We start from the raw sequence: 26,934 nt of genomic DNA on the forward strand, positions 1-26,934 counted from the left end.
TCTCCAAGTACGCTGCTTCTTCGGGGACCAGATGGATCAGGTGCGGCGGTCGTCTCCTCATCCACCAGAGCTATTCATTCCCCACGACTATGTCGAATGACTTGTCGGACACTCCACTAGCATCGTCCGAAAGGGGGGCCTGCAAGGCTTCTTCGTAGAAGGAGAGCCAGGCCGTGTAGGGGCCGTTGAGGCATGCATACCGGGCGCCCGCTCGCTCAACTTCGACCATGTCCTCCTGAGGAATCCGTGCCAGCCAGTCCACGAGAGCGTCAGTCTCCTGGTGCAGCTCGTTCCAATGTTGGCCCTGCTCCTGCTCCTTCCCAGGCCCGAGCGTCGGCAATCTGGTCAAGAACCACGCTCTCAGCCGACCGATGCCTGCGTTTGCTCCAGGCTGATGCCGGAGAAACTCAGCCACGAGGGGGTGGATACGCCAGGCCCCATCCGGTCGCTCCGTGTGAGGTATCTTGGAAATCAGAGAGAGCAGCAGCGCATTGTGCAGGAGCTTGCGAAACTCCCTCTCATTTAGGTCCGCCACGGTGGTGCCTAGTTTGGCCCCAAAACCACGAGCCGATGCATGGCCCAGGGCTTCCAGCCCCGCAATCATCCGCTCTGCATCAGCACCCAGTTGGCTGTGCAGTAGCTGGAGTGACAGCTCGAAGGTGCTGCCCAGAATTGCTCGCGCCGGATCATGAGTACCATCCAGCAAGCGGTCGGATTTATCGTTGGGGGCGAGCCTCAGTCTCTGAGCGCGCAGCTCATCGAGGAAGTGGGGGACATCGAGTCCGCCAATGCTCAAGTAGCCCGCCGCTAGGTGCAGGGCCAGGGGCAAGTAGCCGAGCTCCCGTGCCAGTTCCTTCCGCTGCGGCAGTTCATGGGGTTGGGCAGGCCGCCACTCATCATCGAGTTGCTCCAGCGCCTGGGCCTCTCCGAAGAGCGGCACTTCGATGATTTCCCAGCCAGCGGCAGCCCCGAGCCCCAGGAGACGCCCGGAGAGCAGCAGAGGACAGCCGCGAAACTGACGCACCAGCGCCACGCTCTCCTGGGCGGCCAGCTCCGAGTCCACGTTCTCCACCAGCAATAGCATTCTGGAGCTGTGAAGATGCGTGCGGACCCGGTCGGCCAATCCCTCCATGCCGACAGACAGGTCGAGCCGCTCCGCGAGTTGCTGAAGGAGCTGGTCTGCCCGTTGCGGCGCCTGGGGATCGAGTACCAGCCGCAGCAGTCCTCCTGGGAAGCGCTCTTGGTGGAGCGCGAAGAAGCGCTCGGCGAGGGTGGTCTTCCCGATTCCCGGCATCCCTTGGATCGACACGGGGACAGGTGGCCGGTCATTCTCCGGGAGCACGCAACAGGCAATCCGGCTCAGCTCCGTGTCGCGGCCGATGAAGACCAGCGGTGGGGGGCGCGTATCCTGAGCATGAACAGGAGCAGAAGCAGGTGACCACGACAGCCGCCCGCTATGTGCCTCACGATAGACACCACCGTCATCGAACCAGTGCCCGTGGGGCGACCAGGTCCTGAAGCGCAGTGCATACCGCCGGGGGCGGCCGTGTTCATCGAAGGAGACAGTGATGGCGTGGCAGGCATTGGGCCAGCGATCGCTAGCATAGAGGCTCCCTGCGGCGAACTGGCGCGAGGTACATCCCGGTTCCACCAGCGTCTCGACAGCCGTCTCATGGAGGTGTCCGCGCAGGAGTAGGTCCACGTTGTTGGCGAGGAGCTGGGAGGCATCCTTCCCATCGAAGAGGTCGGTGAGCGGGTGGTGGATGAGGGCCAGCCGGAACCCCGGGAGTGCCATGCCATCTGAGCCCGTCGTCAAGGCGCCCACCTGCTCGTCGGTCAGCAGCAGCTTGCCCGAGTCGTTGTCGTCGCCTGCGGCCCAGGCGGAGTCGAGGCCGATGACGTGGATGTCTGGGAGGTTGGGCAACCGGAGCGAGCTGCGGAAACCCAGAGTGCCGTGGGGAGAGTTCTCAGGCAGCAGATCGGGTCGTCCGAGGGTCTTGCCCACCCAGTGGCGGTACGCGGCCTGCCTGGAGAGAAGCTCGTCGCGCTGTCCTTTCTCATAGCCCAGGGGTGGCTTGTCTTCGGCCATCCATCGAGCCAGAGCGACCGGTTCGGTGCGACCATGGTTCTTGCGAAGCGTCTCCCAGGCAGCCTTCCCTACATCGCGATCGATGTCATGGTTGCCGGGGACTACGAAGAGCCGGCCCATCGAGAGCCGGAGCGGTTCGAGGATCTGAACGAGGAGGGATTGGGCCAGAGAGTACTCATCCGCCCTGCCGCCGTAGGCTACATCTCCGGTGAAGCACACGAGGTCGAACGGGCCATCCTCGAGCAGTTCGTCGAGATTGCGCCTCCATGAATCCCCGAGCACCCGCTGCCGCCGCCACGCGTGCCGGCCGTGGGCGGCATGCAGGTCCGAGATGTGGAGGATGCGCAGCGTTGCGGACATCAAGGCTTCCTTTGAACACGAGACCACATGTGTCGGAGCCTGCCAGAGGCTATCACGAGGGCACAGCGGCCGTGCGGCAGGGGCAGTATCTGGCGTAGAGCCCTCTACCGCGAATGACGAGCCCCAGCATGAAGCAGGAACCCCTGGGGCGGCGAGCGTCAGCCGAACTGGTACGACAGGCATACCAGTTGGCCCAGACCGCGCCCGGAGGGGGGCCGCCTCTGCTGTTGGCACAGAACTGAACAGCCCGCACCACGTAGGTAGGCCTGCCCTGGTTTCAGAAGCTCTCGAAGCACTCGCGCATGGCCCAGTGTGGTAACGCCAACTGGGCGGCTCAGCTTGATCGCCGCGACCCGCACTTGAGTGAAAACTCCTCGCCCTGTTGAACGGCTGCGTGTCATGGGCGAGCGGGACGCCGGGGCGGGAGGACCCGTCAGCGACGGGGGGACCCGCCCCGCAGCGAGGGACCCGCGACCTGTATCCTTGTGCCCGTGCACCTCACGGTCCCACTGCAACTGTCGCATCTGGGCACATCCGTGCCACTGCGCCTGTATCAAACGCGTGCACGAGCATACCCCCTGCAGGGGGCTGTCCAGTGCGTGCGCTGAGACGAGCCCATTGGCATGAGCGCGGAGGCCAACCGAGTGAGTTACTTTGGCGAACGTCACTTGGTGGGTTCTCTGCCACTCTTGGCAATTGAGGTACTCCGCTCGGCAGCCCCCCAGTGGACTCGAGGCGCGCGGAATGCTTTTCAGCGTCGTTCCTGCCAAAACTCACATGGCCTCGGAGGGCGAGAAGGCCTTCCTGCTCGAAGACGAGTGGGTTGACCTGGGCCAATTCGAGACCACGTACCTGCTGGTGGTCTTCGACGGGAGCGGGACGCGTCATGATGCCGGGGCGGTGAAGATTGGTCGGCGCGGCATGACCGGCAATCGGCCCATGCCCCTCGGTGAGTTCGACGCCCTGGATGAGCGGTTCTTCTCACTGGGGCAGGACGAGAACTACTACGAGACGCTGCACCAGCTGGCCGGCTCGTTGGGCGAGCGCATCCTCAAGGGCCTGAGGGACATCGCGGACGATCTCTCCGTGTTGGAGAGCGCTCGTCAGGAGCCGGTGCTGCACGGCTCGCTGCTGCGCTTCATTCCCGAGGCGATGGTGCAAGGCCGCTTTCACCGGCTCATCCAAGGTGATGCGCAGCACCAGGGCTTCGAATTCACCTACGCGTTCCCACGGAAGGATCCGCCCGAGGAGTCGCCGCTCGCCTTGAGCTTCGAAGTCACTCCGAGTTCATTGCCTCCGACGAACATCCACGTCCTCATCGGAAGGAACGGCGCGGGAAAGACGCGATGCCTGAACCGCATGACGCGGGCGCTGGTGGAGCAGCACCCGAATGTCGCGGAGGTAGGAGCCTTCGAGTCGCAGGGCGAAGCGCGCGGCACGGGGCTCTTCGCCAACCTGGTCTCCGTCACGTTCAGCGCTTTTGATCCTTTCGGCCCGTTGCCCGAGCCCCACGCGCTCCGCTACGCCTACGTGGGGTTGAGGCAAGCACCCGCGCAAGCAGAGAATGGCCGGAGACTTCCTCCGAAGACGGTGGAGGAGCTGACGGAGGACTTCGTTGGCAGTGTGGGCCGGTGCCGTTCGGGTGCTCGCGCCGAGCGGTGGCGAAGGGCGCTCGAGACCCTCGAGGCGGATCCGCTCTTCCAGGAAGAGGATGTGGCCGCGCTGTCGAGGAGCGACGCTGGCTCCGGCGCGTCGACGCTCTGGGAAGGGGACGAGGAAACCAGCTGGGAGGGGCGGGCACGGCAGCTCTACGATCGGCTGAGCTCGGGTCACAAGATTGTCCTGTTGACCCTCACGCGCCTGGTGGAGGCGGTGGACGAGCGGACCCTGGTGCTGCTGGACGAGCCCGAGGCGCACCTGCACCCGCCGCTGCTCGCGGCCTTCGTGCGGAGCCTGTCGGACCTGCTTGTGCAGCGCAACGGGGTGGCCATCATCGCCACGCACTCGCCGGTGGTGCTGCAGGAGGCGCCGAGCGCCTGCGTGTGGATCCTCCGCCGTTCCGGTACGGAGGTGCGTGCCGACAGGCCTGCGCTCGAGACATTCGGCGAGAACGTGGGAGTGCTCACGCGGGAAGTCTTCGGGTTGGAGGCGACGCGGTCCGGCTTCCACAAGCTGGTGGAAGAGGCGGTGGAGGAGACGGGGCGCTACGAGGCGGTGCTGGAGCGTTTTGGAGGGAAGCTGGGCACGGAGGCGCGCATCATCGCCCGAGGGCTGGTCGATGAACGCGGATCCGAGGACCCGAGCTGAACTCCCATGCGCCATCTCGGCAAGCCACAGCAAGACCCAACGACTGTCTTCCTCCGGTGCGTGGAGGGAGTGAGGGATTCAGAGCTGAAGGAGCGTTTCCTGCGGGTGGCGCCGGACATCGGGGCGGCGGCCCAGGTGTTCGATGCCACCGCGAAGGCGGGGAGGCTCTACACGCTCGAGGAGCACAAGGACGTCGCGGGACAGGTGACGGCCCGGGAGATGTCTGACCTCTACAAGAGGAGAATGGCCCGGAGCGGCTCGGCAGGGCGCCGCGTCTACGACGCGCTGATGCTCAGGGCGAAGGGAATATGTCCGCTGTGCGGCCACCTCCCGGTGTCGACGCTGGATCACCAACTGCCGCAGGCGATGTTCCCGGCGCTCGCCGTGACACCGACCAACCTGGTTCCGGCCTGCGGCGACTGCAACAAGTGGAAGCAGGACGCGATCCCGAGGAAGGCAGAGGAGCAGACCTTCCATCCGTATTTCGATGACTTCGGGAAGGAGCCGTGGCTCCACGCGGAGGTGGTCGAGAACACGCCACCCACGCTGCGCTACTCGGTTCGGCCCCCTGCGAGCTGGCCAGCGATCTGGGGAGCGCGGGCACGGCACCACTTCCGAACCTACAAGCTGGGAAGGCTCTACAAGACCCAGGCCGCGAACGAGCTGATGAACATGCAGCACCTCTTGCTGGGGCTCCAGGAGAAGGCCGGAGTGGACGGCGTCCGAAGCCACCTGCGCTCCCACGAGGAGAGCTGCGCGAAGGCCAACCCGAACTCGTGGCAGACGGCGATGTACAGGGCGCTCGGAGAGAGCGAGTGGTTCTGCACCGAGGGGCTCGTCCAGCTTCGAAGCCTGGCGGTGTGATGCCCTGTCAGTGCAGGGCCCGCCTACGAGAGGGCAGCAGCTCGGCGATGGAGCCTGGGGGCACGCCGTGGGCCAGGCGCTCGAGCACATCGTGCAGATACGTGATGGGCTCGACGCCAGCGAGCAGGCAGGAGCTCCACAGGGTGCAGACGATGGCGGCGCGCTGTGCCTCCGCGTCACTGCTGGCGACCAGGGGCTTGCGAACCAGCGCCGATCGCACGGGGAGCTGCTCGATGACCGTGTTGTCGATGGGGATGACGCCATCATCGAGGAAGCGTCGCAGCGCCGCCTCATGATCGAGCACGTGATGGACGGCCCGCCCCAGGGGTGAGGAGGGGGGCTCATCTGGACGCAGCTTCGTGCACCAGCGCACCAGATCGTCATAGCCGGGCCGGCTCTGGGTCTGGCGCCGGGAGAGCCGCGCCTCGGGGGAGAGGCCGCGGGTTTCATCTTCCAAGGCATAGAGCTGTTGGAAGAGGTTCAGGGCATTGGTGGCTCGCGGGTCACCGCTGCGGAGCAAGAGGCGTTGTACCTCTCGGTTGCAGCCGCAGGGGACGAGGGAGGGTTGCTGGAAGACGAAGTCGAAGCGGCTGGAACAACTGGTGACTACGTAGCCCTGGCGCCTGGCGAGGAGCTTCTCGGGCCCGAGCCCATCCTGTTCCTTGCCAGCGGGCGAGTAGACGAAGAGGGCCGTGGAGCCGCCGACATAGACCCAGAACGAGCCCAGCTTGGACTCCAGGGGCTTGGAGTCATCCAGGACGACGGGCAGGCCGCGGGAATCCAGGTGCATGACGGGAGCGCTCAGCACGGCGTCGAGGGCCGCGCGCCACAGGGGCTCGAGCGGATCCATGAAGAGCGTCAGCCACTGGAGCTGCTGCGTCAGCGTCTCGCCCTGGCGTGCTGTGAGCAGCGGATCTCGAGGCATCGCGAACACTGGGGCACAGGACTCGACAGGGGAGGCTCCTCCCTCACTACCTGCAACATGCCGTCGATGGCAAGGCCCTTCCAACCTGAAATCAGAGGTAGGTGGCACCCCACCTTGCAGGTCAGCCTCTTCGAGGGGACGGAGGGGTGTGGAGGGGAAAACTGCCTCGGTTGTCCCTGACGCGCCGGGTAGAGACCCGAGCGGGTATCCGGAAAGACCTGTCAGGTCAGACTCAACAGGAGGAGGAATTCCGCCATGACCTGGAATTGAGGAGGTTTAAGCTCCGCGCGATGAAAAAGAGCGCCACGCAGATCGAGACGCGCGAGCTGACGCCGGAGTTGTGGCCCGCCTTCGAGAAGCTGTTCGGAGCGAACGGAGCGTGCGCGGGCTGCTGGTGCATGTTCTGGCGGCTGGAGAAGGGTGAGCGCTACGCCGACGTGAAGGGCGCCGAAGCCAAGCAGCGGATGAAGGCGCTGGTGCGCGGCGGCGAGGCGCAAGGGCTCCTGGCCTTCGTGGGCGAAGAGCCTGTGGGTTGGCTGGCGCTGGGCCCGAGGCGCGAGTTCAAGAAGCTGGATCGCGCCCCCAGCCTGAAGTGCGAGGACGCGGATGAAGTCTGGTCACTGCCCTGCTTCTTCGTGCACAAGGACTGGCGAGGGCAGGGCGTGGCCAGGACCCTGCTGAAGGCAGCGCTCCCTGTGCTGAAGAAGCGAGGAGCCAAGGTCGTGGAGGGCTATCCGGTGAAGCTGCCCGAGGGCACGGTGAAGCTGGGTGCCTCGTTCGCATACACGGGCACGCTGCCGCTGTTCCTCGAGGAAGGCTTCGAACTGGCCGCCGAGCGTCCCAAGGGCAAGCAGCGGGTGCGCAAGCACCTCCAGGGTTCACGCAAGGCCCAGCGGTAAGAAGGCAGCTGACAACGAACAGGCTCGGGCCCCGAAAGAGCCCGAGCCACCACGGCACGCGCTACTTGCGCGCCTGGGCGAGCACCTGCTTCGCCTCCTTCACCACGTTGTCCACGGTGAAGCCGAACTTCTGCAGCAGGGCCTTGATGGGCGCGGAGGCGCCGAAGGTGCGCATGCCAACCACGGAGCCGCGCAGCCCCACCCAGCGCTCCCACCCGAACGCGGCGGCCTGCTCCACGGCCACTCGGGCCGTCACGGACGGAGGCAGCACGGAGTCCCGGTAGCTCTGCTCCTGCTGATCGAACAGCTCCCACGAGGGCATGCTCACCACGCGGACCTTCACGCCCTCGGCCTTGAGCTTCTCGGAGGCCTCCAGGCACAGCGACACCTCGCTGCCAGTGCCGATGAGGATGAGGTCCGGCGTGCCGTCGGAGTCGGCGAGCACGTAGGCGCCCTTGGCCAGGCCCGAGGCGGGGGCGTACTTCGTGCGATCCAGCGTGGGCACGGCTTGGCGGGTGAGCACGAGCGCCACCGGGTGGTGCGTCTGGTGGGCGATGACGCGCCAGGCCTCGGCTACCTCGTTGGCGTCCCCGGGGCGCAGGACGATGAGGCCCGGGATGGAGCGCAGGCTGGACAGCTGCTCGACGGGCTGATGCGTGGGCCCGTCCTCGCCCAGACCGATGGAGTCATGGGTGAAGATGTGGATGGCGGGCACCTCCATGATGGCGGACAGGCGGATGGCCGGGCGCTGGTAGTCGCTGAAGATGAGGAAGGTGGCGCCGTAGGGGCGCACCTTGCTCAGCGCCAGGCCGTTCACGATGGAGCCCATGGCGTGCTCGCGCACACCGAAGTGGATGTTGCGCCCGCCCAGGTCACCCGGCTTCATGGGGCCCGACGAGGTGATGTACGTCTTGGTCGACGGGTTGAGGTCCGCCGAGCCGCCCAGCAGCCACGGGTAGTTCTTCGCCAGCGCGTTGAGCACCTTGCCGCTGGACTCGCGAGTGGCTACGCCCTTGGCGTCCGCGGGGAAGGAGGGCAGCTCCTTGTCCCAGCCCTCGGGGAGGGCGAAGCGCTGCATGCGCTCGAGCTGATCGGCCAGCTCCGGGTGCTGCTTCCGGTACTCGCCGAGCGACTTCTCCCACGCCTCGCGCAGCTGCTTGCCGCGGGCGCCGAGCCGCTCCTGGAAGCGCTCGCGCACGCCGTCGGGCACCAGGAACTGAGCATCCTCGGGCCAGCCATAGGCCTTCTTGGCGCCCTTGATCTCCTCGGCGCCCAGCGGCTCGCCGTGAGCGGACGCGGTGTCCTGCTTCTTCGGCGCGCCGAAGCCGATGTGGCTGCGCACGATGATGAGCGTGGGCTTGCCGCGCTGCTCCTTGAAGGTGCGGTACGCCTGGGACAGGGCGCCCAGGTCGTTCGCATCGTCAACGTGCAGCACGCGCCAGCCATAGGCCTCGAAGCGCCGGCCCACGTCCTCGGTGAAGGCCAGGTCCGTGCTGCCGTCGATGGAGATGCGGTTGGCGTCGTAGATCCAGCACAGGTTGGGCAGCTGGAGGTGCCCGGCGACGGAGGCGGCCTCGCTGGCCACGCCCTCCATCATGTCCCCGTCGCCGCACAGGGCCCACACGTCATAGTCAAACAGGGTGAAGCCCGGCCGGTTGAAGTGGTTGGCCAACCACCGCGAGGCGATGGCCATGCCCACGCTGTTGGAGACGCCCTGGCCCAGCGGGCCGGTGGTGGTCTCCACGCCGGAGGTCCACCGGTACTCCGGGTGGCCGGGGGTGACGCTGTCCAACTGGCGGAACTTCTGCAGATCCTCCATGGAGACGGCGGGCACGTCCTCCACGCCCGAGTCCCGGTTCACGCGCTTCACGCCGCTCAGGTGCAAGAGCCCGTACAGCAGCATGGAGGCGTGGCCGTTGGAGAGGATGAACCGGTCGCGGTTGGGCCAACTGGGGCTGGCCGGGTCGTACCGCAGCTCCTGCTGCCAGAGCTGGTAGGCCACGGGGGCCAGCGCCATGGGCGCGCCCGGGTGCCCCGAGTGGGCCTTCTCCACCGCATCCATGGCCAGGGTGCGGAGCGTGTTGATGGACAGTGTGTCGAGCGTATCGGTCGTCATAAGTGGGAGTTCCTCGTCTGCCCCCGGCGTCGTGGGGCGCACCATGCCGCAAGCGAGGCGCGAACGCCGCACCAAACGCGTGGAACGTGCGGGGTGGGACGGAATGTCAGACCGGGGGCCTACACTTCGCGACGAAATAGAGCCGGTCCCGGTTCGTTTCAGGAAACGGGTGGGGCGCTCGTCCAGGCCGCCGCTCCAGTTACAGGGGAAGGTGTCATGGGTCATCTGTTCGTTCCGGCGGCGCTGGTGTTGTGGGTGGGGGTGGCGGTGGTGCGCGCGTGGGCGACACCGGTTCCCCATCCAGCCCCCACCCCGAAAGTGGAAGTGCAGCGAGAGGTTCCGCGCCCGGCCGAGTCCTCCGGCAAGTCCGTGTCGGAGGCCGAGCGGCCGCAGGCGCAGGTGAAGAGCGAGGGCTGAGGGCTCTCGCGGCAGGCAATGTCAGGGTGACGCAGTAGAGCGTGGGCCTCGCGGGCGCATGTCCCAGAGGGCTCCGTGGCTGCGTGCGCCCATTTCAGCAACACCTGGGGGGCTCCCGTCCTGTCTGACGGGGGGTTTCAGCTCGGGGGGATGGTCATGGTTCAACTCTTCATTCCAGCGGTGCTGGTGCTGTGGGTGGCGTGGGTGGTCCCGCGCTCCCGGCGGCGCAACCGGCGGTTCAAGCTGAGCGCTCGCGCTCGGTAAACAGCGGCCCCGAGGGCAACCTCGGGGCTCTTTTTTTGCCTTGGGGTAAAGCAAGACTCACTACGGCGGGGCCACCGGTGTATATGTGGCAGTGCATGTCCTTTGAAAAAGCGCTTCGAGAGATGATTCGGCGCGAGCTGACGGCCCAGCTCAGCCCGCTCCAGAAATCCATCGTTCAGCTGGAGCGGGGGTTGAACTCCCTCCAAGTCTTGCGAGACGTGACAGGGAGGCTGGCGCCCCTGCTCGGCCAGAGAGGCAGGGAGGCGGTTCTTCGCCACGCCCAGGCCAAGGTGGCCGCGCCTCAGCCGCGGGCAGCTCCCGCGCGCGCTCCGCAGGCGGCTCCCGCGCGCGCTCCTGCTGCGGCTCCCGCGCGCGCCCCTGCGGCCGCTCCGGTGAAGGCCAAGAAGGGCAAGGCGGCTCCCGCGGCGGCTCCTTCTTCCTCCACCCGCGCTTGTGCGGTGGTGGGCTGCAAGCGGCCGGCGCGCTCCAAGGGCTATTGCTCTGCGCACTACCAGAAGCTGCGCCTGCTCATCCGCACCAACCGTCGCCCGGCGGACTGGGTGGATGACGCGGCTCCTCACTCCGCGAAGGACGTGACGCTGCCTCGAGGCCGGGCCGCGGCCCGTGACCGCCAGCCTGAGCCCGCCGCTCCCAAGGAGCCGCCCAAGCCCAAGGCCTGGGTGCGCAAGAAGGGCGGCGCGGGGATGGTCTCCCTGCACTGAGCCGGGCGCTCCCTCTGGGAGGGCCTGCGCTGAACTTCGAATCCCTGGAACCGCGGGGCATGGCTCCGCGGTGTCGAGGCTGGCCGGACGCTCGGGAGAGCGGCTCACGGAGGGCCTTGCGTTCCCGACACGACAGGTCACACGGCCGTTGACAGACCTGCCAGGGGATGGGATTCGGGCGGCATGAGCGAGCAAGGCTATCCGGTCTCCGTGGCGGTGCGACGTGCCGATGGGCGCGTGGAGCACGTGCGCGTGGGAACCGCGTTCAAGCACGAGGACGGCTTCACGCTGCGCATGGGCGAGCTCTTCATCGGCGGCACCCCGGAGGCTGCGCCGGTGTCGGCTCCGGCGCCTCGGCGGGCGGCCAGCGCGGGTGGAGGCGGCGGGGGCGATGGGGGGGTGTTCCCCAACTACGGCCGCAGCAAGGGTGGGCCCATCCGAGGGGCCACGATGCAGGACCTGGAGTACTACGCCAACGGCGCCCGGCGCTCTTTGAACGACCCGAGCAAGTCTCGGTGGCATGACAAGGAGCGCGCGCTGCTGGCGGCCATCGAGGCGGAGATTGCCCGGCAGGGCGGCGGTGGAGGCGGGGACGAGGATCGCGGTGGCCCGCCGTCGTCGGCCCGGGATGACAGCGAGCCGCCTCCGCACACGGACGACGACATCCCGTTCTAGGCCGGCAGCTCCGCGCACGGCAGTCGCAGGGTGAAGGTGGTGCCGAGCCCCTCGGCGCTGCGCACCTCGAGCTGGCCCAGGTGGCCCTCGACGATGCGCAGGACGATGGACAGTCCCAGCCCGACGCCGTTGGAGCGCGTGGTGAAGAACGGCTCGAAGATGCGCCGCTGCACCTCGGGAGGCATGCCGCGCCCGGTGTCGGAGATGGAGAGCATGAGCCGCGGGGCGGCCCGCTCCTCGCGAGCGATGCGCACGTGGAGCGAGCCCCCGTCGGGCATGGCCTGCAGGGCGTTGGTGAAGAGGTTGGCCAGGGCCAGGTGGAGCAGCGGCGGGTCCACCAGCACGGGCGGCAGGTTCGGAGAGATTTCCCGCTGCACCGTGACACGGGAGTTCATGGCCTGGGAGCGCAGCGCGGAGGAGAGCGCCCCCTCCACCAGGCCTTCGAGTGGCTCGGGGCGCGGCTGAGGCTGCACCGGCCGCGCGAAGTCGAGCAGCTCGCGCACGAGCTGATCCAGCCGCTGAACCTCCTCGACGATGATGTTGAGCAGCTCCTCCTCCTGGGCCGGGTGCTGGCGTCCGGGAAGGTGGCGCAGCGCCGAGACACAGTTGGCGATGGCGCCCAGAGGGTTGCGCACCTCATGGGCGAGGGTGGCGGACAGCTCGCCGAGCACCGCCATGCGCTCGCGTGCCACGAGCTCGGATTGTGTCCGGGCGAGGCTCGCCACGGACTGACGGAGCTCCAGGTTGAGCGCGGACACCTCGAGCTGGGCGCGGCGACGCTCGCCGAGCGCGGCGGCCAGCAGCAGGCCGGAGAGGTTGATGGCGCCGAGGAACAACTGGAGCATCGCCAGGTTCTGGTTGTGCTGCGGCTCCGAGGCCTTGAAGGTGGGCTCGAGGCCGTCGCGCTTCCCGTCGGGCAAGGCGGCGACGCTCCGGTGGTGCTGGAGCGTGGGCAGGGCGAAGGGGCCGTGGCCGTGAGCGGTGTGCCAGAGGGCCACGGTGGAGACGATGGCGGTGGCGGTGGTGGCGCCCACGGCCTCGAAGCGAAGGGCGGCCCAGAGGATGAAGGGCAGGAACAGGTACACCAGGGGTTGGAGGATCCACGGATCCAGTGGCTCTCCGCGGAAGATGAGGTGGGTGACGAGCCCCAGGGCGAGCAGGGACACGCCCAGCTCCCAGCGGCGGAGGCGCTCCCAGTGTTCGAGTCCGCTCCGCCAGGCGAGCACCAGCGGTACCACCACGAGCACGCCCATGGCGTCGCCAACCCAGAACACCCACCACGTGGGCCAGTAATGCTCCCAGGGGATGGCTCCCAGGAGCGCCATGGAGGCGACGGCCAGGGCCGCGGCGAGCAGGCTGCTGAGTCCGGCGGACAGCGTCACCAGCCCGAGCACATCCCGCACCCGGTGGAGTTCCAGGCGGGGGCCGATCAGCCAGCGCAGGAGCCCGGCCCCCAGGAGCCCCTCGAGAGCACAGCAGCCGCCGACGAGGAGGGTCAGGACTCGGGATGGATCAGAGTGTTGGATGAAGAATGCCAGGGTGACCGTGGTGAGTGACACCGCGGGCCAGTGGCGTGCCGGACTCTGGAGCAGCGTCAGGAGCAACAGGCCACTGGGGAGCCACACGGCGGAGACGTGCTCGGTGACAGCGGAGACCTCCACGCCGAGCCTGGCCAGGCCCAGATAGAGCCCGGCGAAGAGCGCAAGACGCGCCATCGGATGCCAGCGCGGCAGGATGAGTTTGTCCTGGACCACATTCCCCCCCAACACCCCGAGGCCATGACGCCTCGGTTGGGAATCGCAGCGCGGAACAGAGTGACACAGGTGGCGAGCGGCGCAGGATGCGACTGCTCCAAAGGGCCATGCGGATGTTAAGACGCCGAACCATGCCTTCGCCGGAAGTCGCTGGAGTGTTGAGTTCTTCAACAGAAGGTGCCCCCTCGGGCAGCGCGGAGGCACGGCCTCCCAGGAGTTCGAGCCGATGGGCTGCGAGCGCGGCCGCGGCGCTGATCTTCGTACCGCTGTCGATGTGGGTGGGGGCATGGGTGGGCACGCTCGGCTCCAACACGGTGCTGGTGGCGCCGCCCGCGCTGTTGCTCTTCCTGGTGCTGCCTCCCCTGGCCGTGGTGGCAGCCAGCACCTGGAACCGCGGCTCGGGATCAGGAAGATCCCGTTGGGGCTCCGCGCTGGGGCTGGGGATCGGGCTCCAGGTGTTGGTGTTGGTGGGCGCGATCGGGATGGGGGCCTCGGCGCGCAGGTTGGGAGATGTGGCGCTGCTGACCGGGATGGAGGTGGTGCTGTTGCCAGCGGTGGTGGTGGCGCGGATGCGCCGTTCGGGCGCTGTCCCAAGAGCTGTTCCTCTGGTGCTCGTGGCCCTGCTCACCGACCCGAGGCTCGCGGATGCGGCGTGCCCCGAGCGAGAGGTGTGGCCGACGCAGGACTGGCCCACGGGCGCATTGCCGGCGGGGCGCGAGAAGGCGCTCAAGGCCTTCGAGGACTACGCCTTCACGCTGGAGGGCAAGGACGAGGAGCGCAACGGTGTGCGCACGGACGGGGTGGTCATCATCCACCGAGGGCGTCTGGTCTACGAGCGCTATGGGCGAGGATTCAAGGCAGACCAGCGGCACCTGGGCTGGTCCATGTCGAAGAGTGTGACGAACGCGCTCACGGCGCTCGCGGTGGCGCACGGCGTGCTGACGCTGGATGACTCCATCTGCAAGCACGTGAAGGTGACGAACGAGGCCACGTGCGCCATCACCCCGCGCCACCTGCTCGAGTTCGGCTCGGGGCTGGACTGGAAGGAGGGCTACGAGGACAACTCGCTCCAGACGTCCTCGGTGCTGGCGATGCTCTATGGAGTGGGGCGCCGGGACATGGTGGGGTTCATCACCTCGCACGCGCTGCGGGACAAGCCAGGGACGAGCTGGGAGTACTCCTCGGGCGACACCACGCTGCTGGCGGGAGTGGTGGGGGCGGCCATGGCGCCGCGCTTCGGGGAGCGATGGGAATGGAAGCTGCTGTTCGACCCGGTCGGAGTGCGCAGCGCCACGTTCGAGCGGGATGGCAAGGGCGTGCTCGTGGGCTCCTCGCTGCTGCACGCCACGCCGCGCGACTGGGCGAAGCTGGGCTACTTCTTCCTCAATGATGGTTGCTGGGAGGGCCAGCGCCTGCTGCCCGAGGGATGGATGGCAGCCTCCGTGGAGCCCTCCGAGCCTCTGAAGCAGAAGCGCGTGGACTGGGACGCGGGAGACGTGACGGGCCGATCGTTCTGGCTCAATCGCCCGGTGCCGGGCTTCCAGGACCAGAGGCCCTGGCCGGACGTGCCCGAGGATGCCTTCGCGATGCGCGGGCACTGGGGCCAGTCCGTTACCATCATCCCCTCGCTGGACCTGGTGGTGGTGCGCATGTCCGACGATCGGAAGAAGGCCTTCGATCTCAACACCTTCCTCGCGCACGTCATCCCGTTGGTGGAGGGCGCGCCATGAAGCGCACGCTGCTCGCGGTGTTGTTAGGGGCCCTGGCACCCGCGCTGGTCTCCTTTGGGGGCGGCAACAGCCGGCACAGGTACGGCAACAACGATCTGGTGCTGGTGACGTCGTACACGGCCAAGGACGCGTGCTCGTGCCTCTTCGTGATGGAGCGGGACGAGGCGTTCTGCCGAGCCTTCGTGAAGGCCGATCCGGCCGTGGCGAGCCTCACCATCGACTTCGAGCACAAGGCGGTGGAGACCTCGGCGCTGCTGTTGTGGGGTGCACGAGCCCACTACGTGGACGCTCGCGATGGCTGCGTGTTGGACGAGTGAGCCCGAGCGGACGGCTCAGTTGCCCTTCCACAGCCCATGACGGCGGGCCCGGCGCCCCAGGGTGACTGGATCCATGCCCAGTGCCACCGCCGCGCGCCGCAGCACGCCGCCGTGCTGCTCCAGTGCCTCGCGGATGATGTCCCGCTCCACCAGCTCCATCCGCGCCTTCAGCGAGCCTCCCATCACCGGGCTCCCCGGCCGCGCGCCCACCAGCGTCGGAGGCAGCAACCGGCGCGTCACCAGTTCTCCCGGCTGGGACAGCAGCACCGCGCGCTCCATCACGTTGCGCAGCTCGCGCGCATTGCCCGGCCACGCGTACGACAGCAGCGTCTCCTCCGCGTCCGCCGCGAGCCCGCTCGCCGAGCGCTTCAACGCCCGGTTGAACAGCTCCAGGAAGTGCCGTGCCAGCGAGAGCACGTCCTCGGGACGCTCGCGCATCGGGGGCAAGTCAATCGTGAAGCTGTTGAGCCGGTAGAACAGGTCCGCTCGGAAGCGGCCCGCGCGCACCTCCTGGGCCAAATCCCTGTTGCTCGCCGCCACCACGCGCACGTCCACGTGCCGCACCTGCGTGCCGCCCACCGGCCTCACATCTCCGCCCTCCAGCACGCGCAGCAGCTTGATCTGGAGGTTGGGCGTCGTGTTCTCGATTTCGTCCAGGAAGATGGTGCCGCCGTCGGCCAGCACGAACAGGCCCGGGTGGTCCGCCACCGCGCCGGTGAAGGCGCCCTTCACGTGGCCGAACAGCTCGCTCTCCAGCAGCGTCTCCGTCAGCGCGCCGCAGTCCTGCACCACCAGCGGCACGTCTCCGCGCCCGCTCATCCGGTGGATGATGCGCGCCAGCACTTCCTTGCCCGTTCCCGTCTCGCCCTGTAGCAGCACCGCGACCCGGTGGGGCGCCGCCACGCGCACCAGCTCCATCACCCGCTGCATCGCCGGACTCAAGAAGCCAGGCCCATCTCCGTCCGCCTGTGTCGGAGCGCCCGCGGGCCCGCTCATCAACGCGCGTTCGCGCAGCAGGTTGCGCTCCAGCTCCAAGCCCATGCGCCGCTGCTCGGTGCGCACGCCATGTTCGCGCCCCGCGTCCAGCACCGCCTGCCGTATCTCCGCCACCTCGGGCACGGGTCCCAGTGCTCGGAAGATGCTGCCCGAGTTGAACAGTCCAACGAGCCGCTCCGGCGTCGCGGGCGCGCAGCAGACGATGCGCGCCGCCATGTCACTGGGCGGCGCCGCCCCCGTGGCATCCACCTCCTCCATGCGCCGCGCCGTCAACTGCTCCACCAACGACAGCGCCTCCACCTCGTCCCCCCCCGCGACGATGAGCACCGCCACGTCTCCGCGCGCCAGCAGCGTGTGGATCTCCGCCGCCGACTGCGCGAAGCCCAGCCGCGCGTGCCCATCCAACGCCGTGCGGATGGTGCGCGCCTGCGGCTCCGTCGCATACGCCACCGCCACATGCAGCGCGCTCTCCAGCAGGTAGCGCGCCAGTGTCACCCGGTCCGAGCCCTCGAAGGCCTGGAACACCACGCCCAGCGCCGTCACCGTGCCGCCCTCGGCGCCCTCCGTGTCGTGCCGCCACCGCACCTCGCCCCGCACCCGGATGCGCGCGTGCGAGTCCGGCAGCGAGAACGCCATCTCGATTTCCTGCCCCTCGCGAGGCCCCTCCTCCGCCCCTTCCCGCGGCGTGGCCACCAGACCGATGCCCGTCTCGCTGATGTTGACCGACCAGCACCCATGTAATGCCGGCTGCGTCACCACCTGGACGTACAGGGGCTTGCGTGGGCTGCGATCGATAAAGGCGAGGTCGCGGGTTCGCTTCATACGTGAATCTTCATGCTTCAAGAATGAAGTATGGGCTCAGCCCATTGAAATTTCACGCCTCGACTGCGGCATTTATGGCAAGGAGGCTTCAGCCCTGAAATGAGGCCTCGGCCGTAAGTCCTTGGTTTCTGGGCACCTGGTGTCTGGCCTGGATCCTGCTCATGTGTTTTCCCGGCAGCGGTCTGCGGCCCTGCTCCACCAGGTCTTCACCAGGACGTCTCCTTCCATGCACGTACAACCCGAGTCAATACAACCCGTACTTGACCTGGACGTGGAGCGACAGCTCCGACACCGAATGGCCATGGCCGGCCCCACGGATACGGCACGCGGGATTTTCTTCAACGGGGCGCTCGAGGTCGCTCGAGCATTCGGTGGGGGCGAGACCGCAGACCGCTGCCAGCAAATCATTGGAGAGAAGCGCTTCATCGACTTCTTCAACTATCCCGTGGCGGACCTGCTGCGGATGACGCTCGAGGTGGTGCGGACGGTCGGGCCGCACGCGGGTGGGGGCGCCGGGGTGCTCCGGCGCATGGGGGCTCAAGCCGCGCGAGACTTTCTCGCCTCGGCCCCTGGCAAGACGATGATGCTGCTGGCCAGTGGCAGCCCCCGCAGGTTGCTCAACCAGTTCCCCACCAGCTACCGCACCGCGGTCAGCTTCGGCGAGCGTCGGGTGGTGTGGTCAGCCGGAGAGCGCTCGGGTCTCTTCATCGCACAGCGAGACTTCACCCCGCCCGCCTACACCAAGGGCCTTCTGCAAGGCGTCCTGGAGGTAGCGGGGGCTCGCAATGTGAATGTCAGTGGGCGTCCCACAGGGATGCTCGATAGTGAATACGAGATTTCCTGGGATTGATATGTCGGGCCCGCTCGTTCGATCCGAACAGCGCAGCCCCGACCAACAGAGGAAGAGCCCGGGGCAGCAGAGCGTGTTCCACCGAGCAGACGGGCAATCGTCACAAGTGGTGGGGCGTCAGCAGGATTGAGCCGGCCTCGTTGATTCGGGGGGAGAGGACGGCTCCAGAGAAATCCCCCGGGGGATGAGAGAGGAAACGAAGATGCGGCTCGACAACGCGACAGTGCAGAGCGGGAGCGACGCTTCCCTGGTGATGCCGCGTACGTGTGTATGTGAGCCCCGCTCGAATGAGGCGCCGCGTGTGACACAGCCGGGGGTTGAGCCCCTCTGTTCGCAGTGCGGTGGGACGCGCGTGCAGCCTCCCGCGTCCCCGCGTCCCGAGCGCCCCGAGCGGCGCAAGCTGCAGGACTTCCTGGGCGGCTTCGTCTGAGGCGCCCGCCTTCCTCTTCTTGAGAATTTGTGAGTCTGGATGACGGGTCCGCTCCCCTTGGCGGAGGATTGGGGTGGGGGGCGAGCCCGTCATCTTCTTTTTGGGGCCTAGGCCTTCGGGTACGCGGAGCGAACCGTCGCGGCCACCTGCCGCAGCGCCGTCTGGAGCGAGGAGCGCTTGCGCCATATCAGCGCCAGAGTTCGCTTGGGCACCGGGGCCGCCAGAGGCCGTACCTGAAGCTTGCTGCGGCTCACCTCCGTGGGGACGGCCAGGCGCGGCAGCAGGGTGACGCCCGCTCCGGCGGCGATCATCTGCGTCAGCGTGGACAGGCTGGTGGCGCGGAACTCCAGCTCGTGCGCGCGAGCCTTGGAGCAGAAGGCCAGCGCCTGTTCGCGGAAGCAGTGGCCCTCGTCCAGCAGGAGCACGTCCGCGCCCTGGAGTTCCGAGTGAGGTGCCTCGGACTTGCGCGCGCCCAGCGGGTGCCCGGGAGCCATGGCCAGGACGAAGGGATCCTCGGCGATGACTTCGTGCTCCACGTCCCCGAGCTCCGCCTCCAGCGCCACCAGCGCGGCATCCAGGGACCCGGTGCCGAGCGCGTGCACGAGCGTCTCCGTCTTGTCCTCCACCCACAGCAGCGTCAGGCGCGGGAAGGCCTTGCGCAGGGCCGGAGCGATCGTCGGCAGCAGGTAGGGCGAGACGGTGGGGATGACGCCCAGGCGCAGGGTGCCGCTGAGCGGATCACTCGCACGCCGGGCCGCCTCGGTGAGATCATCGGCCTCCACCAGGAGCTGACGCGCACGCTCCACCAGCTCCTTGCCCGCCTGGGTCAGCAGCACACGCCGGCGATCTCGCTCGAAGATGCGCACCCCGAGCGCTTCCTCCAACTGCGCCAGCTGCGCGCTGAGGGACGGCTGGGAGACGTGACACAGCGCGGCGGCTTTCCGGAAGCTCAGCGCATCCGCCACGGCCACCACGTACTGCAGCTGCCGGAGCGTGAAGGGGTGTGGAGCCCACATCATTGGCGCACGCTATCACCGTGTTGCGCAACCCTTCCAACTTCCAGGGGTTTTGGCCTCGCTGACACGTCACTCCGAGTTCGATGACGTGTCAGCCGCCGCCTGGCACCGCTCTGTTGATCCATCTCCCCGAGCAAACCAGGCCTCGAGCCCCCTGGTACAGGCGCTGCAATGGTGGCCTGCGGGCACGGCGTTTCGCGGCCTTTGAGTGACCGATTTTGAAACTCCCTCAAGTTTGATTAAAATATTTCACCATCACTGATACAGGGGAATTCCGCGTGCCCTGGGGCCCTCCGGCTCCGGGCACCGGTGCAAATCGACCATGGGTTACTCCAGATTGTTGGGCGCCTCGAGGTGGGCTCTGCCTGCCTTGGGGGTGCTGATCGCTGCGTGCTCCACGGAGCCGGCTCCGGCGGCGGGGGCCGTTCCTGCCTCCGACGCCTCCGAGCCCGTGGCCGTGGCGAGCTCCGCGCTGGTGGGCGTGGATGGCAACTACACCGTCACCACGGCGGGCGAGGTGCTCAACCGGTACGCGCCACTGCGAGCGGACGTGGCGGCGGGCGCCACCAGCTTCCAGGTGGACAACCTGGCCAACCTGGACATCGCGGCGACGCAGTTCGGCGCGCTCACGGTGGGTGATCTGCTGATGATCATCCAGATGCAGGGCGCCACCATCAACACCACCGACACGGCGAACTACGGCGCGGTGACGGCGCTCAACAGCGCGGGACTCTACGAGCTGGTGACGGTGGCCTCCATCACCGCGGGCGGAGGAGGGCGAGGCACCATCGGCATCAACACCACGAGCTGCAGCGGGTTGCGCAACAGCTACACGGTGGCTGGGCACACGCAGGTGGTGCGCGTGCCGCAGCTGGCCAGCCTCACCGTCAACGCCGGGGCGAGCATCGCGGCCACGCCGTGGGATGGCTCGGTGGGCGGCGTCGTGGCGCTGCAGGTGCAGAACACGCTGACGCTCAACGGCAGCCTGAGCGCGGCCTCAGCGGGCTTCCGGGGTGGCGTGGTGGAGCAGAACACGAGCTTTGCAGCCACCACCTACCGCTCCACGGATTCCACCCTGGGCGCGGAGAAGGGCGAGGGCATCGCCGGCTCGGCGACGGAGTACGCCGTCCTCAATGGCCAGTATGGCCGAGGCGCTCCGGCCAACGGCGGTGGCGGCGGTGACGGGCACAATGCGGGCGGTGGCGGCGGCGCCAACGGGAACAACGGCGGCACGTGGACGGGTCAGGGCATCATGACGGGCACCTTCGGGGGCCAGGATCCGTGGAGGCTGGACCCGGGCTACATCAGCAATGGCAACGCGAGGACGACCTCCTCGGGAGGCGGACGTGGCGGATATACGTACTCGGCCAACGACCAGAACGCGGTGACGGTGGGGCCGGGAGATACGAGCTGGGGCGGTGACAGCCGCTACGCGGTGGGAGGGTTCGGCGGGCGGCCCGTGGCCAATGATCCGGGCACGCGGCTGTTCCTGGGCGGCGGCGGCGGCGCGGGTGACAGCAACAACAACACCGGTGGCGCGGGCGGGCGCGGTGGCGGCCTGGTGTGGGTGGTGGCGGATGCGGTAACGGGCTCGGGCAGCATCACGGCCAACGGGCAGAACGGTACTGATACGACTGGCGCGGGGAATGACGCGCCAGGCGGTGGCGGCGCGGGCGGTACAGTGGTGGTGGCGGCGCGGGCGCTGGGCGGCGTCACCCTCACCGCGAGCGGTGGCCGAGGCGGCAACCAGAACATCACCGGGAACGAGGCAGAGGGGCCCGGCGGTGGTGGCGGTGGTGGCTACATCGCGGTGTCGGGCGGGACGGTGACGCGCACCGTGACAGGCGGCGCGGGAGGGAAGACCACCTCGGCCGCGGTGACCGAGTTCACGCAGAATGGCGCCACGGATGCGGCCCCGGGCCAGCTGGGAGCGGCGGTGGCGGCGCTGCCGCTGTGCCTGCCTTCGGACCTGGGCATCACGGTGACGGATGGCGTGACGAGCATCATTCCGGGCAACACGGTGACGTACACGATTACCGTCACCAACAACGGGCCCAACGCGGTGACGGGCGCGTCGGTGACGGACACGTTCCCGGCGGCGTTGACGGGGGTCGGCTGGACGTGCGCTCCCGCGGCGGCCTGCACGACGACGAGCGGCACGGGCAACATCGCCGGAGCGCTGCTCTCGCTGGCGAATGGGGCCTCGGCGACCTTCACGGTGACGGCCACGGTGAACCAAGCGGCGACGGGGACGTTGGCCAACACGGCCACGGTGACGTCTCCCGCGAGCAACACGGATCCCACCACTGCGAACAATTCGGCCACGGACACGGACACGCTGACGCCGCGCGCGGATCTCTCGGTGGCGCTCTCGGACTCGCCGGACCCGGTGAATGGGAACGGGACGCTCACCTATACGCTCGACGTCAACAACTTGGGGCCGAGCACAGCAACCTCCGTTACGGCGACCCTGAACCTGCCGGCGGGGACGACGTTCGTCAGTGCCTCGGGAACGGGCTGGACGTGCAGCCAGGCGGCGGGCGTGGTGACGTGCACTCGCGCCTCGGCGGCTTCAGGAGCCGCGCCCGCCATCACCGTGCAGGTGACGGTGCCGAACAGCAATACGACGCTGACGGCGACGGCTTCGGTGAGCACGTCGACGACGGATCCCGTGACGGGTAACAACACGGCCTCGCAGAGCACCACCGTCAACCGGGTCAACAACCCGCCGACGGCAGTGAATGACACGGCAACGGTGGCTGAGGACAGCAGCGCGACGGTGATCAACGTGCTGGCCAACGACTCGACTGCACCGGACACCGGCGAGACGCTGAGCATCACCGGGGTGACCCAGCCGGCCAACGGCACGGTGACCTTTACGGCGACCAGCGTCAGCTTCACGCCAGCCGCCGACTTCAACGGCACCACGACGTTCACGTACACCATCTCCGATGGCTTCGGTGGGACGGCCACTGCCACGGTGACGGTGACGGTGACGCCGGTGAATGATCCACCGACAGCGGTGAATGACACGGCGACGGTGGCTGAGGACAGCAGTGCGACGGTGATCAACGTGTTGGCCAACGACTCCACGGCGCCGGACACGGGCGAGACACTGACCATTACGGGAGTGACTCAGCCGGCCAACGGCACGGTGACCTTCACGGCCTCCAACGTCAGCTTCACGCCAGCGGCCAACTTCAATGGCACCACGACGTTCACGTACACCATCTCGGATGGCAAGGGCGGCACTGCCACCGCGACGGTGACGGTGACAGTCACTCCGGTGAACGATCCCCCCACGGGCGTGACCGACACCTACTCCGTGAACGAGAACAGTGGCGCCACCACGTTCAACGTGCTGGCCAACGACTCGAGCGCCCCTGACACGGGCGAGACGCTCACCGTGGCCTCGGTGACGCAGCCGGCCAGCGGCGGCTCGGTGTCGGTGGCTCCAGGGGGCACGGGGGTGGTGTTCACGCCAGCGCCCGGCTTCTCGGGCGCGGTGACGTTCACGTACACGGTGTCCGACGGCAACGGAGGCACCACCGTCGTCACGGTGACGGTGAATGTGCTCGCCGTGAACAAGCCGCCCACAGCCAACAACGACACGCTGACGGTGGCCGAGGACAGCGGCCCCACGGTGGTGGACGTGCTGGCCAACGACTCCACGGCGCCAGATACCGGCGAGACGCTCACGGTGACGGCCGTCACGCAGCCGGCCAACGGCACGGTGACGCTGAGCGGCGACGTGGTGAGCTACCAGCCCAACGCCAACTTCCACGGTACCGACACCTTCACGTACACCATCTCGGACGGCAACGGCGGTACGGCCACGGGCACCGTCACGGTGACGGTGACCTCTGTCAACGATACGCCCGACGCGGTGGATGACGCGGTGACGGTGAACGAGGATAGCGGGCCCACGGTGATCACCGTGCTGGCCAACGACACCACGGCCCCGGACACCGGCGAGACACTCACGGTGACAGGAGTGACGCAGCCGACCAGCGGCGGCACGGTGACGCAGAGCGGGAACACGGTCACCTTCACTCCGGCTCCGGACTTCAATGGCACGGTGACGTTCACGTACACGGTCTCCGACGGCAACGGAGGCACGGATACGGCCACGGTGACCGTGACGGTGACGCCCGTGAACGATCCGCCCACGGGAGTGGCCGACACCTTCACCGTGATCTCGAACAGCGGGCCCACGACGCTGGATGTGCTGGCCAACGACTCCACGGCGCCGGATATCAACGAGACGCTCACGGTGACGGCAGTGAGCCAGCCGGCCAACGGCACGGTGACGCTGAGTGGCGGAGTAGTGAGCTACCAGCCCAACGCGGGCTTCAGCGGCACCGACACCTTCACGTACACGGTGTCCGACGGCAACGGAGGGACCACCACCGTCACGGTGACAATGAATGTGGTGGCGGTGAACAGCCCGCCCAATGCCAACGACGATGTTCTCTCGGTGACCGAGGACAGCGGGCCCACGGTGGTCGACGTGCTGGCCAACGACTCCACGGCGCCGGACACGGGCGAGACGCTCACAGTGACTGCCGTCACGCAGCCGACCAGCGGCGGCACGGTGACGCAGAGCGGGAACACGGTCACCTTCACTCCAGCACCGGACTTCAATGGCACGGTGACGTTCACGTACACGGTCTCCGACGGCAACGGAGGCACGGATACGGCCACGGTGACCGTAACGGTGACGGCGGTGAATGATCCGCCCAAGGCCGTGGCTGACACGTTCTCGGTCCCTGTCGACAGCGGCCCCACGACGCTGCCTGTGCTGGCCAACGACTCCAGCGCTCCCGAGTCGGGTGAGACGCTCACCGTGACGGAAGTCACCCAGCCGGCCAGTGGCGGCACGGTCACGGTGGCGGCCGACGGCTCGGGTGTGGTGTTCACGCCGGAGCCTGGCTTCATGGGCACAGAGACGTTCACGTACACGGTGTCCGACGGCAACGGAGGCACCGCCACCGCGACCGTCACCGTGAACGTGGGCACCGTCGACTCGGATAACGACGGCCTCACCGACTCCGAAGAGCAGGTTCTGGGCACCGACCCGAACAACCCCGACACGGACGGTGACGGCCTGAATGACGGGCTCGAAGTCTCGACCGGCACGGATCCGCTCGACGACGACACGGATGACGACGGCCTGCTCGATGGAACAGAGGACCTCAACCACAACGGCACCGTCGATGACGGCGAGACGGATCCCCGCTCCTTCGACACGGACGGTGACGGCCTGAGCGATGGTCTCGAGCTGGGCCTGTCCGAGCCCGAGGGCCAGAACACGGACATGTCCATCTTCACGCCGGACCAGGACCCGTCCACCACCACCGATCCGCGCAACAAGGACACAGACGGTGACACCCTCACGGATGGCCAGGAGGACGCCGACCACAACGGCCAGCTGGGCGACTCGGAGACGGATCCAGCCGATCCCGACACCGACCATGGCGGCCTGAATGACGGTGAGGAGGTCGCCGCTGGCAGCGATCCTCGCACCTACGGGGATGACCTGGTCGTCGCGGGCCGCGGTTGCGCCTCCACTGGCGCGGGAACGTTGCTGCCCCTGGTGCTCCTGCTCGCCGTGCCGATGCTCCGCCGCCGCCACGCCCTCCGCGTCTCGGGGAAGGCGTGGGGACTGATGGCCCTGCTGGCCGCCGTTTTCCTCTCGGCACCCGCCCAGGCCCAGTCCGCCGCCGCGCCCTCCCAGGGCATCGACGTGCAGCAGTACAAGCCGGGCCCAGGCTGGAAGGACGTGCTCGACGTACACAGCGCCCAGGTGGGACGGCACCTGGGTTGGAACCTCGGCCTGTCCTTCAACTACGCCAAGGATCCGCTCAACTTCCTCCGGCCCCGCTCCGACGACTTCGTCTACGAGATCGTCAAGAACCAGTTCACCTTCGACTTGATGGGCGCCATCTCCCTCTTCGATCGACTCGAGATCGGCGTGGCGTTGCCCATCACCTCGCAGGGCTCGGCCTCCACCGCCTCCGTGTCGCCCCTCCTCTCCGAGGGCGTGGATGCCACCGGCGTGGGAGACCTACGCGTAGTGCCCAAGCTGCGCCTGTTCTCCACGGACGGTGGGTTGCACCTGGGCCTCGCGGTCCCGGTGCTCCTGCCCACCTCGGGCGGCAAGGAGTTCCTCGGACGCAGCAGCCTCGCCGCCTTCCCTCGACTGCTCGGTGAGTGGACCAGTGACGGCGGCGTGCGCGTGCTCGCCAACGTGGGCGTCAACCTCCAGCCCCAGGAGCAGTTCTACAACCTGAACGTGGCCAACGAGTTCGCCTACGGGCTCGGTGCGGAGCTGCCCTTCCACGTCGGCCAGCACCAGCTCTCGGCCCAGGCCACGCTGGTGGGCGCCCTGGGCATGAAGGAGTCCAACACCGAGGAGCGCCCGCTGGAGCTGCTCGCCGCCATGCGGTACCGCTTCACGGACTCGCTGGCGGCTCACGTGGGCGGTGGCCCCGGCATCACCCGAGGCTACGGCACGCCGGGCTTCCGCCTGTTCGCCGGCGTCATCTGGACCGACCAGGAGCCCACCCAGCCCGCGCGCGTCGAGCCGCCTCCTCCGGCCAAGGTCTGCCCGGAAGGCCCCGAGGACGTGGACGGCTTCCAGGATGACGATGGCTGCGCGGATCCGGACAACGACGGGGACGGCATCCTCGACGTGAAGGATCGTTGCCCGAATCAGCCCGAGACGAAGAACGGCTTCGAGGACGCGGACGGTTGCCCGGACACGTTGCCCCCGCCGCCACCGGTGGACTCGGATGGCGATGGCATCACGGATGACAAGGATCGCTGCCCGAAGGCTCCCGAGGACAAGGACGGCTTCGAGGATGCCGATGGCTGCCCGGATCCGGACAACGACAAGGACGGCGTGCTGGACGCGGCCGACAAGTGCCCCACCGAGCCGGAGACAATCAATGGCGTGAAGGACGACGACGGCTGCCCGGACAAGGGCGAGGTGAAGGTCAAGGTCGAGGGCAAGAAGATCGTCATCCTCGACAAGGTCTACTTCGCCACCAACAAGGACGTGATCCTCGCCCGCTCCTACCCGCTGCTGAAGCAGGTGGGCCAGGTGCTGCGCGCCAACCCGGAGATCACCAAGGTGCGCGTGGAGGGCCACACCGACAGCCAGGGCAATGACGCCTCCAACCTGGACCTGTCCCAGCGCCGCGCCAACAAGGTGCGCCAGCGCCTCATCCAGGAGGAGGGCATCGCCCCCGAGCGGCTCGAGGCGGTGGGCTACGGTGAGTCCCAGCCGGTGGACACCAACAAGACGGCCAAGGGCCGCGAGAACAACCGCCGCGTGGTCTTCACCATCCTCGAGACGAAGGCCGCGGAGTAGGCAAGC

General features: G+C 67.9%; 17 protein-coding genes. 11 read left to right on the forward strand and 6 right to left on the reverse strand.

Annotated elements, in window-relative coordinates; all coding sequences use genetic code 11:
• Positions 1–70 precede the first annotated feature (70 nt).
• Positions 71–2,449: a metallophosphoesterase gene (locus KY501_RS49480; protein WP_224372472.1), complete on the reverse strand. Its 2,379-nt coding sequence runs from the start codon at positions 2,447–2,449 to the stop codon at positions 71–73.
• A gap of 777 nt (positions 2,450–3,226) precedes the next feature.
• Between KY501_RS49480 and KY501_RS49485 the strand changes: the two genes are divergently transcribed.
• Entirely contained in the window at positions 3,227–4,756 is a 1,530-nt protein-coding gene (locus KY501_RS49485) for an AAA family ATPase (RefSeq protein ID WP_224372474.1), read from the forward strand.
• A 69-nt stretch (positions 4,757–4,825) separates the two neighbouring features.
• Positions 4,826–5,620: an HNH endonuclease gene (locus tag KY501_RS49490; protein WP_224372476.1), complete on the forward strand. Its 795-nt coding sequence runs from the start codon at positions 4,826–4,828 to the stop codon at positions 5,618–5,620.
• Between the two features lie 7 nt (positions 5,621–5,627).
• On the opposite strand, the gene KY501_RS49495 is transcribed toward KY501_RS49490, so the two are convergent.
• A complete protein-coding gene (locus KY501_RS49495; RefSeq protein WP_224372478.1) occupies positions 5,628–6,545 on the reverse strand; it encodes an IS66 family transposase in 918 nt (305 codons plus the stop codon).
• 290 nt (positions 6,546–6,835) lie between these two features.
• Here KY501_RS49495 and KY501_RS49500 point away from each other — a divergent pair, with 290 nt between their 5' ends.
• On the forward strand, positions 6,836–7,444 hold the full coding sequence (locus KY501_RS49500) for a GNAT family N-acetyltransferase (protein ID WP_224372479.1): 609 nt from the start codon (positions 6,836–6,838) through the stop codon (positions 7,442–7,444).
• A gap of 61 nt (positions 7,445–7,505) precedes the next feature.
• Here KY501_RS49500 and tkt read toward each other — a convergent pair whose 3' ends face one another.
• Entirely contained in the window at positions 7,506–9,560 is a 2,055-nt protein-coding gene (tkt, locus tag KY501_RS49505) for a transketolase (protein WP_224372481.1), read from the reverse strand.
• Between the two features lie 216 nt (positions 9,561–9,776).
• Here tkt and KY501_RS49510 point away from each other — a divergent pair, with 216 nt between their 5' ends.
• From KY501_RS49510 to KY501_RS49520, 3 genes are all read left to right on the forward strand, one after another.
• On the forward strand, positions 9,777–9,977 hold the full coding sequence (locus KY501_RS49510) for a hypothetical protein (RefSeq protein ID WP_224372483.1): 201 nt from the start codon (positions 9,777–9,779) through the stop codon (positions 9,975–9,977).
• 359 nt (positions 9,978–10,336) lie between these two features.
• Positions 10,337–10,963, forward strand: coding sequence for a cell wall protein (locus KY501_RS49515; protein ID WP_224372484.1), 627 nt, complete (start codon positions 10,337–10,339; stop codon positions 10,961–10,963).
• A gap of 183 nt (positions 10,964–11,146) precedes the next feature.
• Positions 11,147–11,638, forward strand: coding sequence for a hypothetical protein (locus tag KY501_RS49520; RefSeq protein ID WP_224372486.1), 492 nt, complete (start codon positions 11,147–11,149; stop codon positions 11,636–11,638).
• Here KY501_RS49520 and KY501_RS49525 read toward each other — a convergent pair.
• Positions 11,635–13,392, reverse strand: a complete 1,758-nt coding sequence (locus KY501_RS49525) for an MASE1 domain-containing protein (protein ID WP_224372488.1) — start codon at positions 13,390–13,392, stop codon at positions 11,635–11,637. The genes KY501_RS49520 and KY501_RS49525 overlap by 4 nt on opposite strands.
• A 155-nt stretch (positions 13,393–13,547) precedes the next feature.
• Between KY501_RS49525 and KY501_RS49530 the strand changes: the two genes are divergently transcribed.
• Both KY501_RS49530 and KY501_RS49535 read left to right on the forward strand, forming a co-directional pair.
• Positions 13,548–15,122, forward strand: a complete 1,575-nt coding sequence (locus KY501_RS49530; protein WP_373691735.1) for a serine hydrolase domain-containing protein — start codon at positions 13,548–13,550, stop codon at positions 15,120–15,122.
• Positions 15,119–15,439 carry a hypothetical protein gene (locus tag KY501_RS49535; RefSeq protein WP_224372492.1) on the forward strand — a complete coding sequence of 107 codons (321 nt, stop codon included), beginning with the start codon at positions 15,119–15,121 and terminating at the stop codon, positions 15,437–15,439. The genes KY501_RS49530 and KY501_RS49535 overlap by 4 nt, the downstream gene beginning before the upstream one ends.
• Positions 15,440–15,454: 15 nt before the next feature.
• Here KY501_RS49535 and KY501_RS49540 read toward each other — a convergent pair whose 3' ends face one another.
• Positions 15,455–17,257: a sigma 54-interacting transcriptional regulator gene (locus KY501_RS49540; protein WP_224372494.1), complete on the reverse strand. Its 1,803-nt coding sequence runs from the start codon at positions 17,255–17,257 to the stop codon at positions 15,455–15,457.
• A 301-nt stretch (positions 17,258–17,558) separates the two neighbouring features.
• On the opposite strand from KY501_RS49540, the gene KY501_RS49545 reads away from it, so the two are divergent.
• Together KY501_RS49545 and KY501_RS53550 are read left to right on the forward strand one after the other, a co-directional pair.
• The gene (locus KY501_RS49545; RefSeq protein ID WP_224372496.1) at positions 17,559–18,107 is read left to right on the forward strand and encodes a DUF2378 family protein; all 549 of its coding nucleotides are present in this window, start codon (positions 17,559–17,561) and stop codon (positions 18,105–18,107) included.
• A 301-nt stretch (positions 18,108–18,408) separates the two neighbouring features.
• Positions 18,409–18,537, forward strand: a complete 129-nt coding sequence (locus KY501_RS53550; RefSeq protein ID WP_255637482.1) for a hypothetical protein — start codon at positions 18,409–18,411, stop codon at positions 18,535–18,537.
• A 107-nt stretch (positions 18,538–18,644) separates the two neighbouring features.
• Here the strand turns inward: KY501_RS53550 and KY501_RS49550 are convergent, their stop codons facing one another.
• Positions 18,645–19,556, reverse strand: a complete 912-nt coding sequence (locus KY501_RS49550) for a LysR substrate-binding domain-containing protein (protein ID WP_224372497.1) — start codon at positions 19,554–19,556, stop codon at positions 18,645–18,647.
• A 319-nt stretch (positions 19,557–19,875) separates the two neighbouring features.
• Between KY501_RS49550 and KY501_RS49555 the strand changes: the two genes are divergently transcribed.
• A complete protein-coding gene (locus KY501_RS49555; protein ID WP_224372498.1) occupies positions 19,876–26,928 on the forward strand; it encodes an Ig-like domain-containing protein in 7,053 nt (2,350 codons plus the stop codon).
• Positions 26,929–26,934: the final 6 nt, after the last annotated feature.

The organism is Hyalangium versicolor (assembly GCF_020103695.1).
GTDB classification, from domain to species: domain Bacteria; phylum Myxococcota; class Myxococcia; order Myxococcales; family Myxococcaceae; genus Hyalangium; species Hyalangium versicolor.

Excerpts from the sequence above, each read along its gene's own strand:
- KY501_RS49480 (WP_224372472.1), bottom strand. The coding sequence starts at position 2,449 with ATGTCCGCAACGCTGCGCATCCTCCACATCTCGGACCTGCATGCCGCC.
- KY501_RS49485 (WP_224372474.1), top strand. The coding sequence starts at position 3,227 with ATGGCCTCGGAGGGCGAGAAGGCCTTCCTGCTCGAAGACGAGTGGGTT.
- KY501_RS49495 (WP_224372478.1), bottom strand. The coding sequence starts at position 6,545 with ATGCCTCGAGATCCGCTGCTCACAGCACGCCAGGGCGAGACGCTGACG.
- KY501_RS49500 (WP_224372479.1), top strand. The coding sequence starts at position 6,836 with ATGAAAAAGAGCGCCACGCAGATCGAGACGCGCGAGCTGACGCCGGAG.
- tkt (WP_224372481.1), bottom strand. The coding sequence starts at position 9,560 with ATGACGACCGATACGCTCGACACACTGTCCATCAACACGCTCCGCACC.
- KY501_RS49510 (WP_224372483.1), top strand. The coding sequence starts at position 9,777 with ATGGGTCATCTGTTCGTTCCGGCGGCGCTGGTGTTGTGGGTGGGGGTG.
- KY501_RS49515 (WP_224372484.1), top strand. The coding sequence starts at position 10,337 with ATGTCCTTTGAAAAAGCGCTTCGAGAGATGATTCGGCGCGAGCTGACG.
- KY501_RS49520 (WP_224372486.1), top strand. The coding sequence starts at position 11,147 with ATGAGCGAGCAAGGCTATCCGGTCTCCGTGGCGGTGCGACGTGCCGAT.
- KY501_RS49535 (WP_224372492.1), top strand. The coding sequence starts at position 15,119 with ATGAAGCGCACGCTGCTCGCGGTGTTGTTAGGGGCCCTGGCACCCGCG.
- KY501_RS49540 (WP_224372494.1), bottom strand. The coding sequence starts at position 17,257 with ATGAAGCGAACCCGCGACCTCGCCTTTATCGATCGCAGCCCACGCAAG.
- KY501_RS49545 (WP_224372496.1), top strand. The coding sequence starts at position 17,559 with ATGGCCGGCCCCACGGATACGGCACGCGGGATTTTCTTCAACGGGGCG.
- KY501_RS49550 (WP_224372497.1), bottom strand. The coding sequence starts at position 19,556 with ATGATGTGGGCTCCACACCCCTTCACGCTCCGGCAGCTGCAGTACGTG.
- KY501_RS49555 (WP_224372498.1), top strand. The coding sequence starts at position 19,876 with ATGGGTTACTCCAGATTGTTGGGCGCCTCGAGGTGGGCTCTGCCTGCC.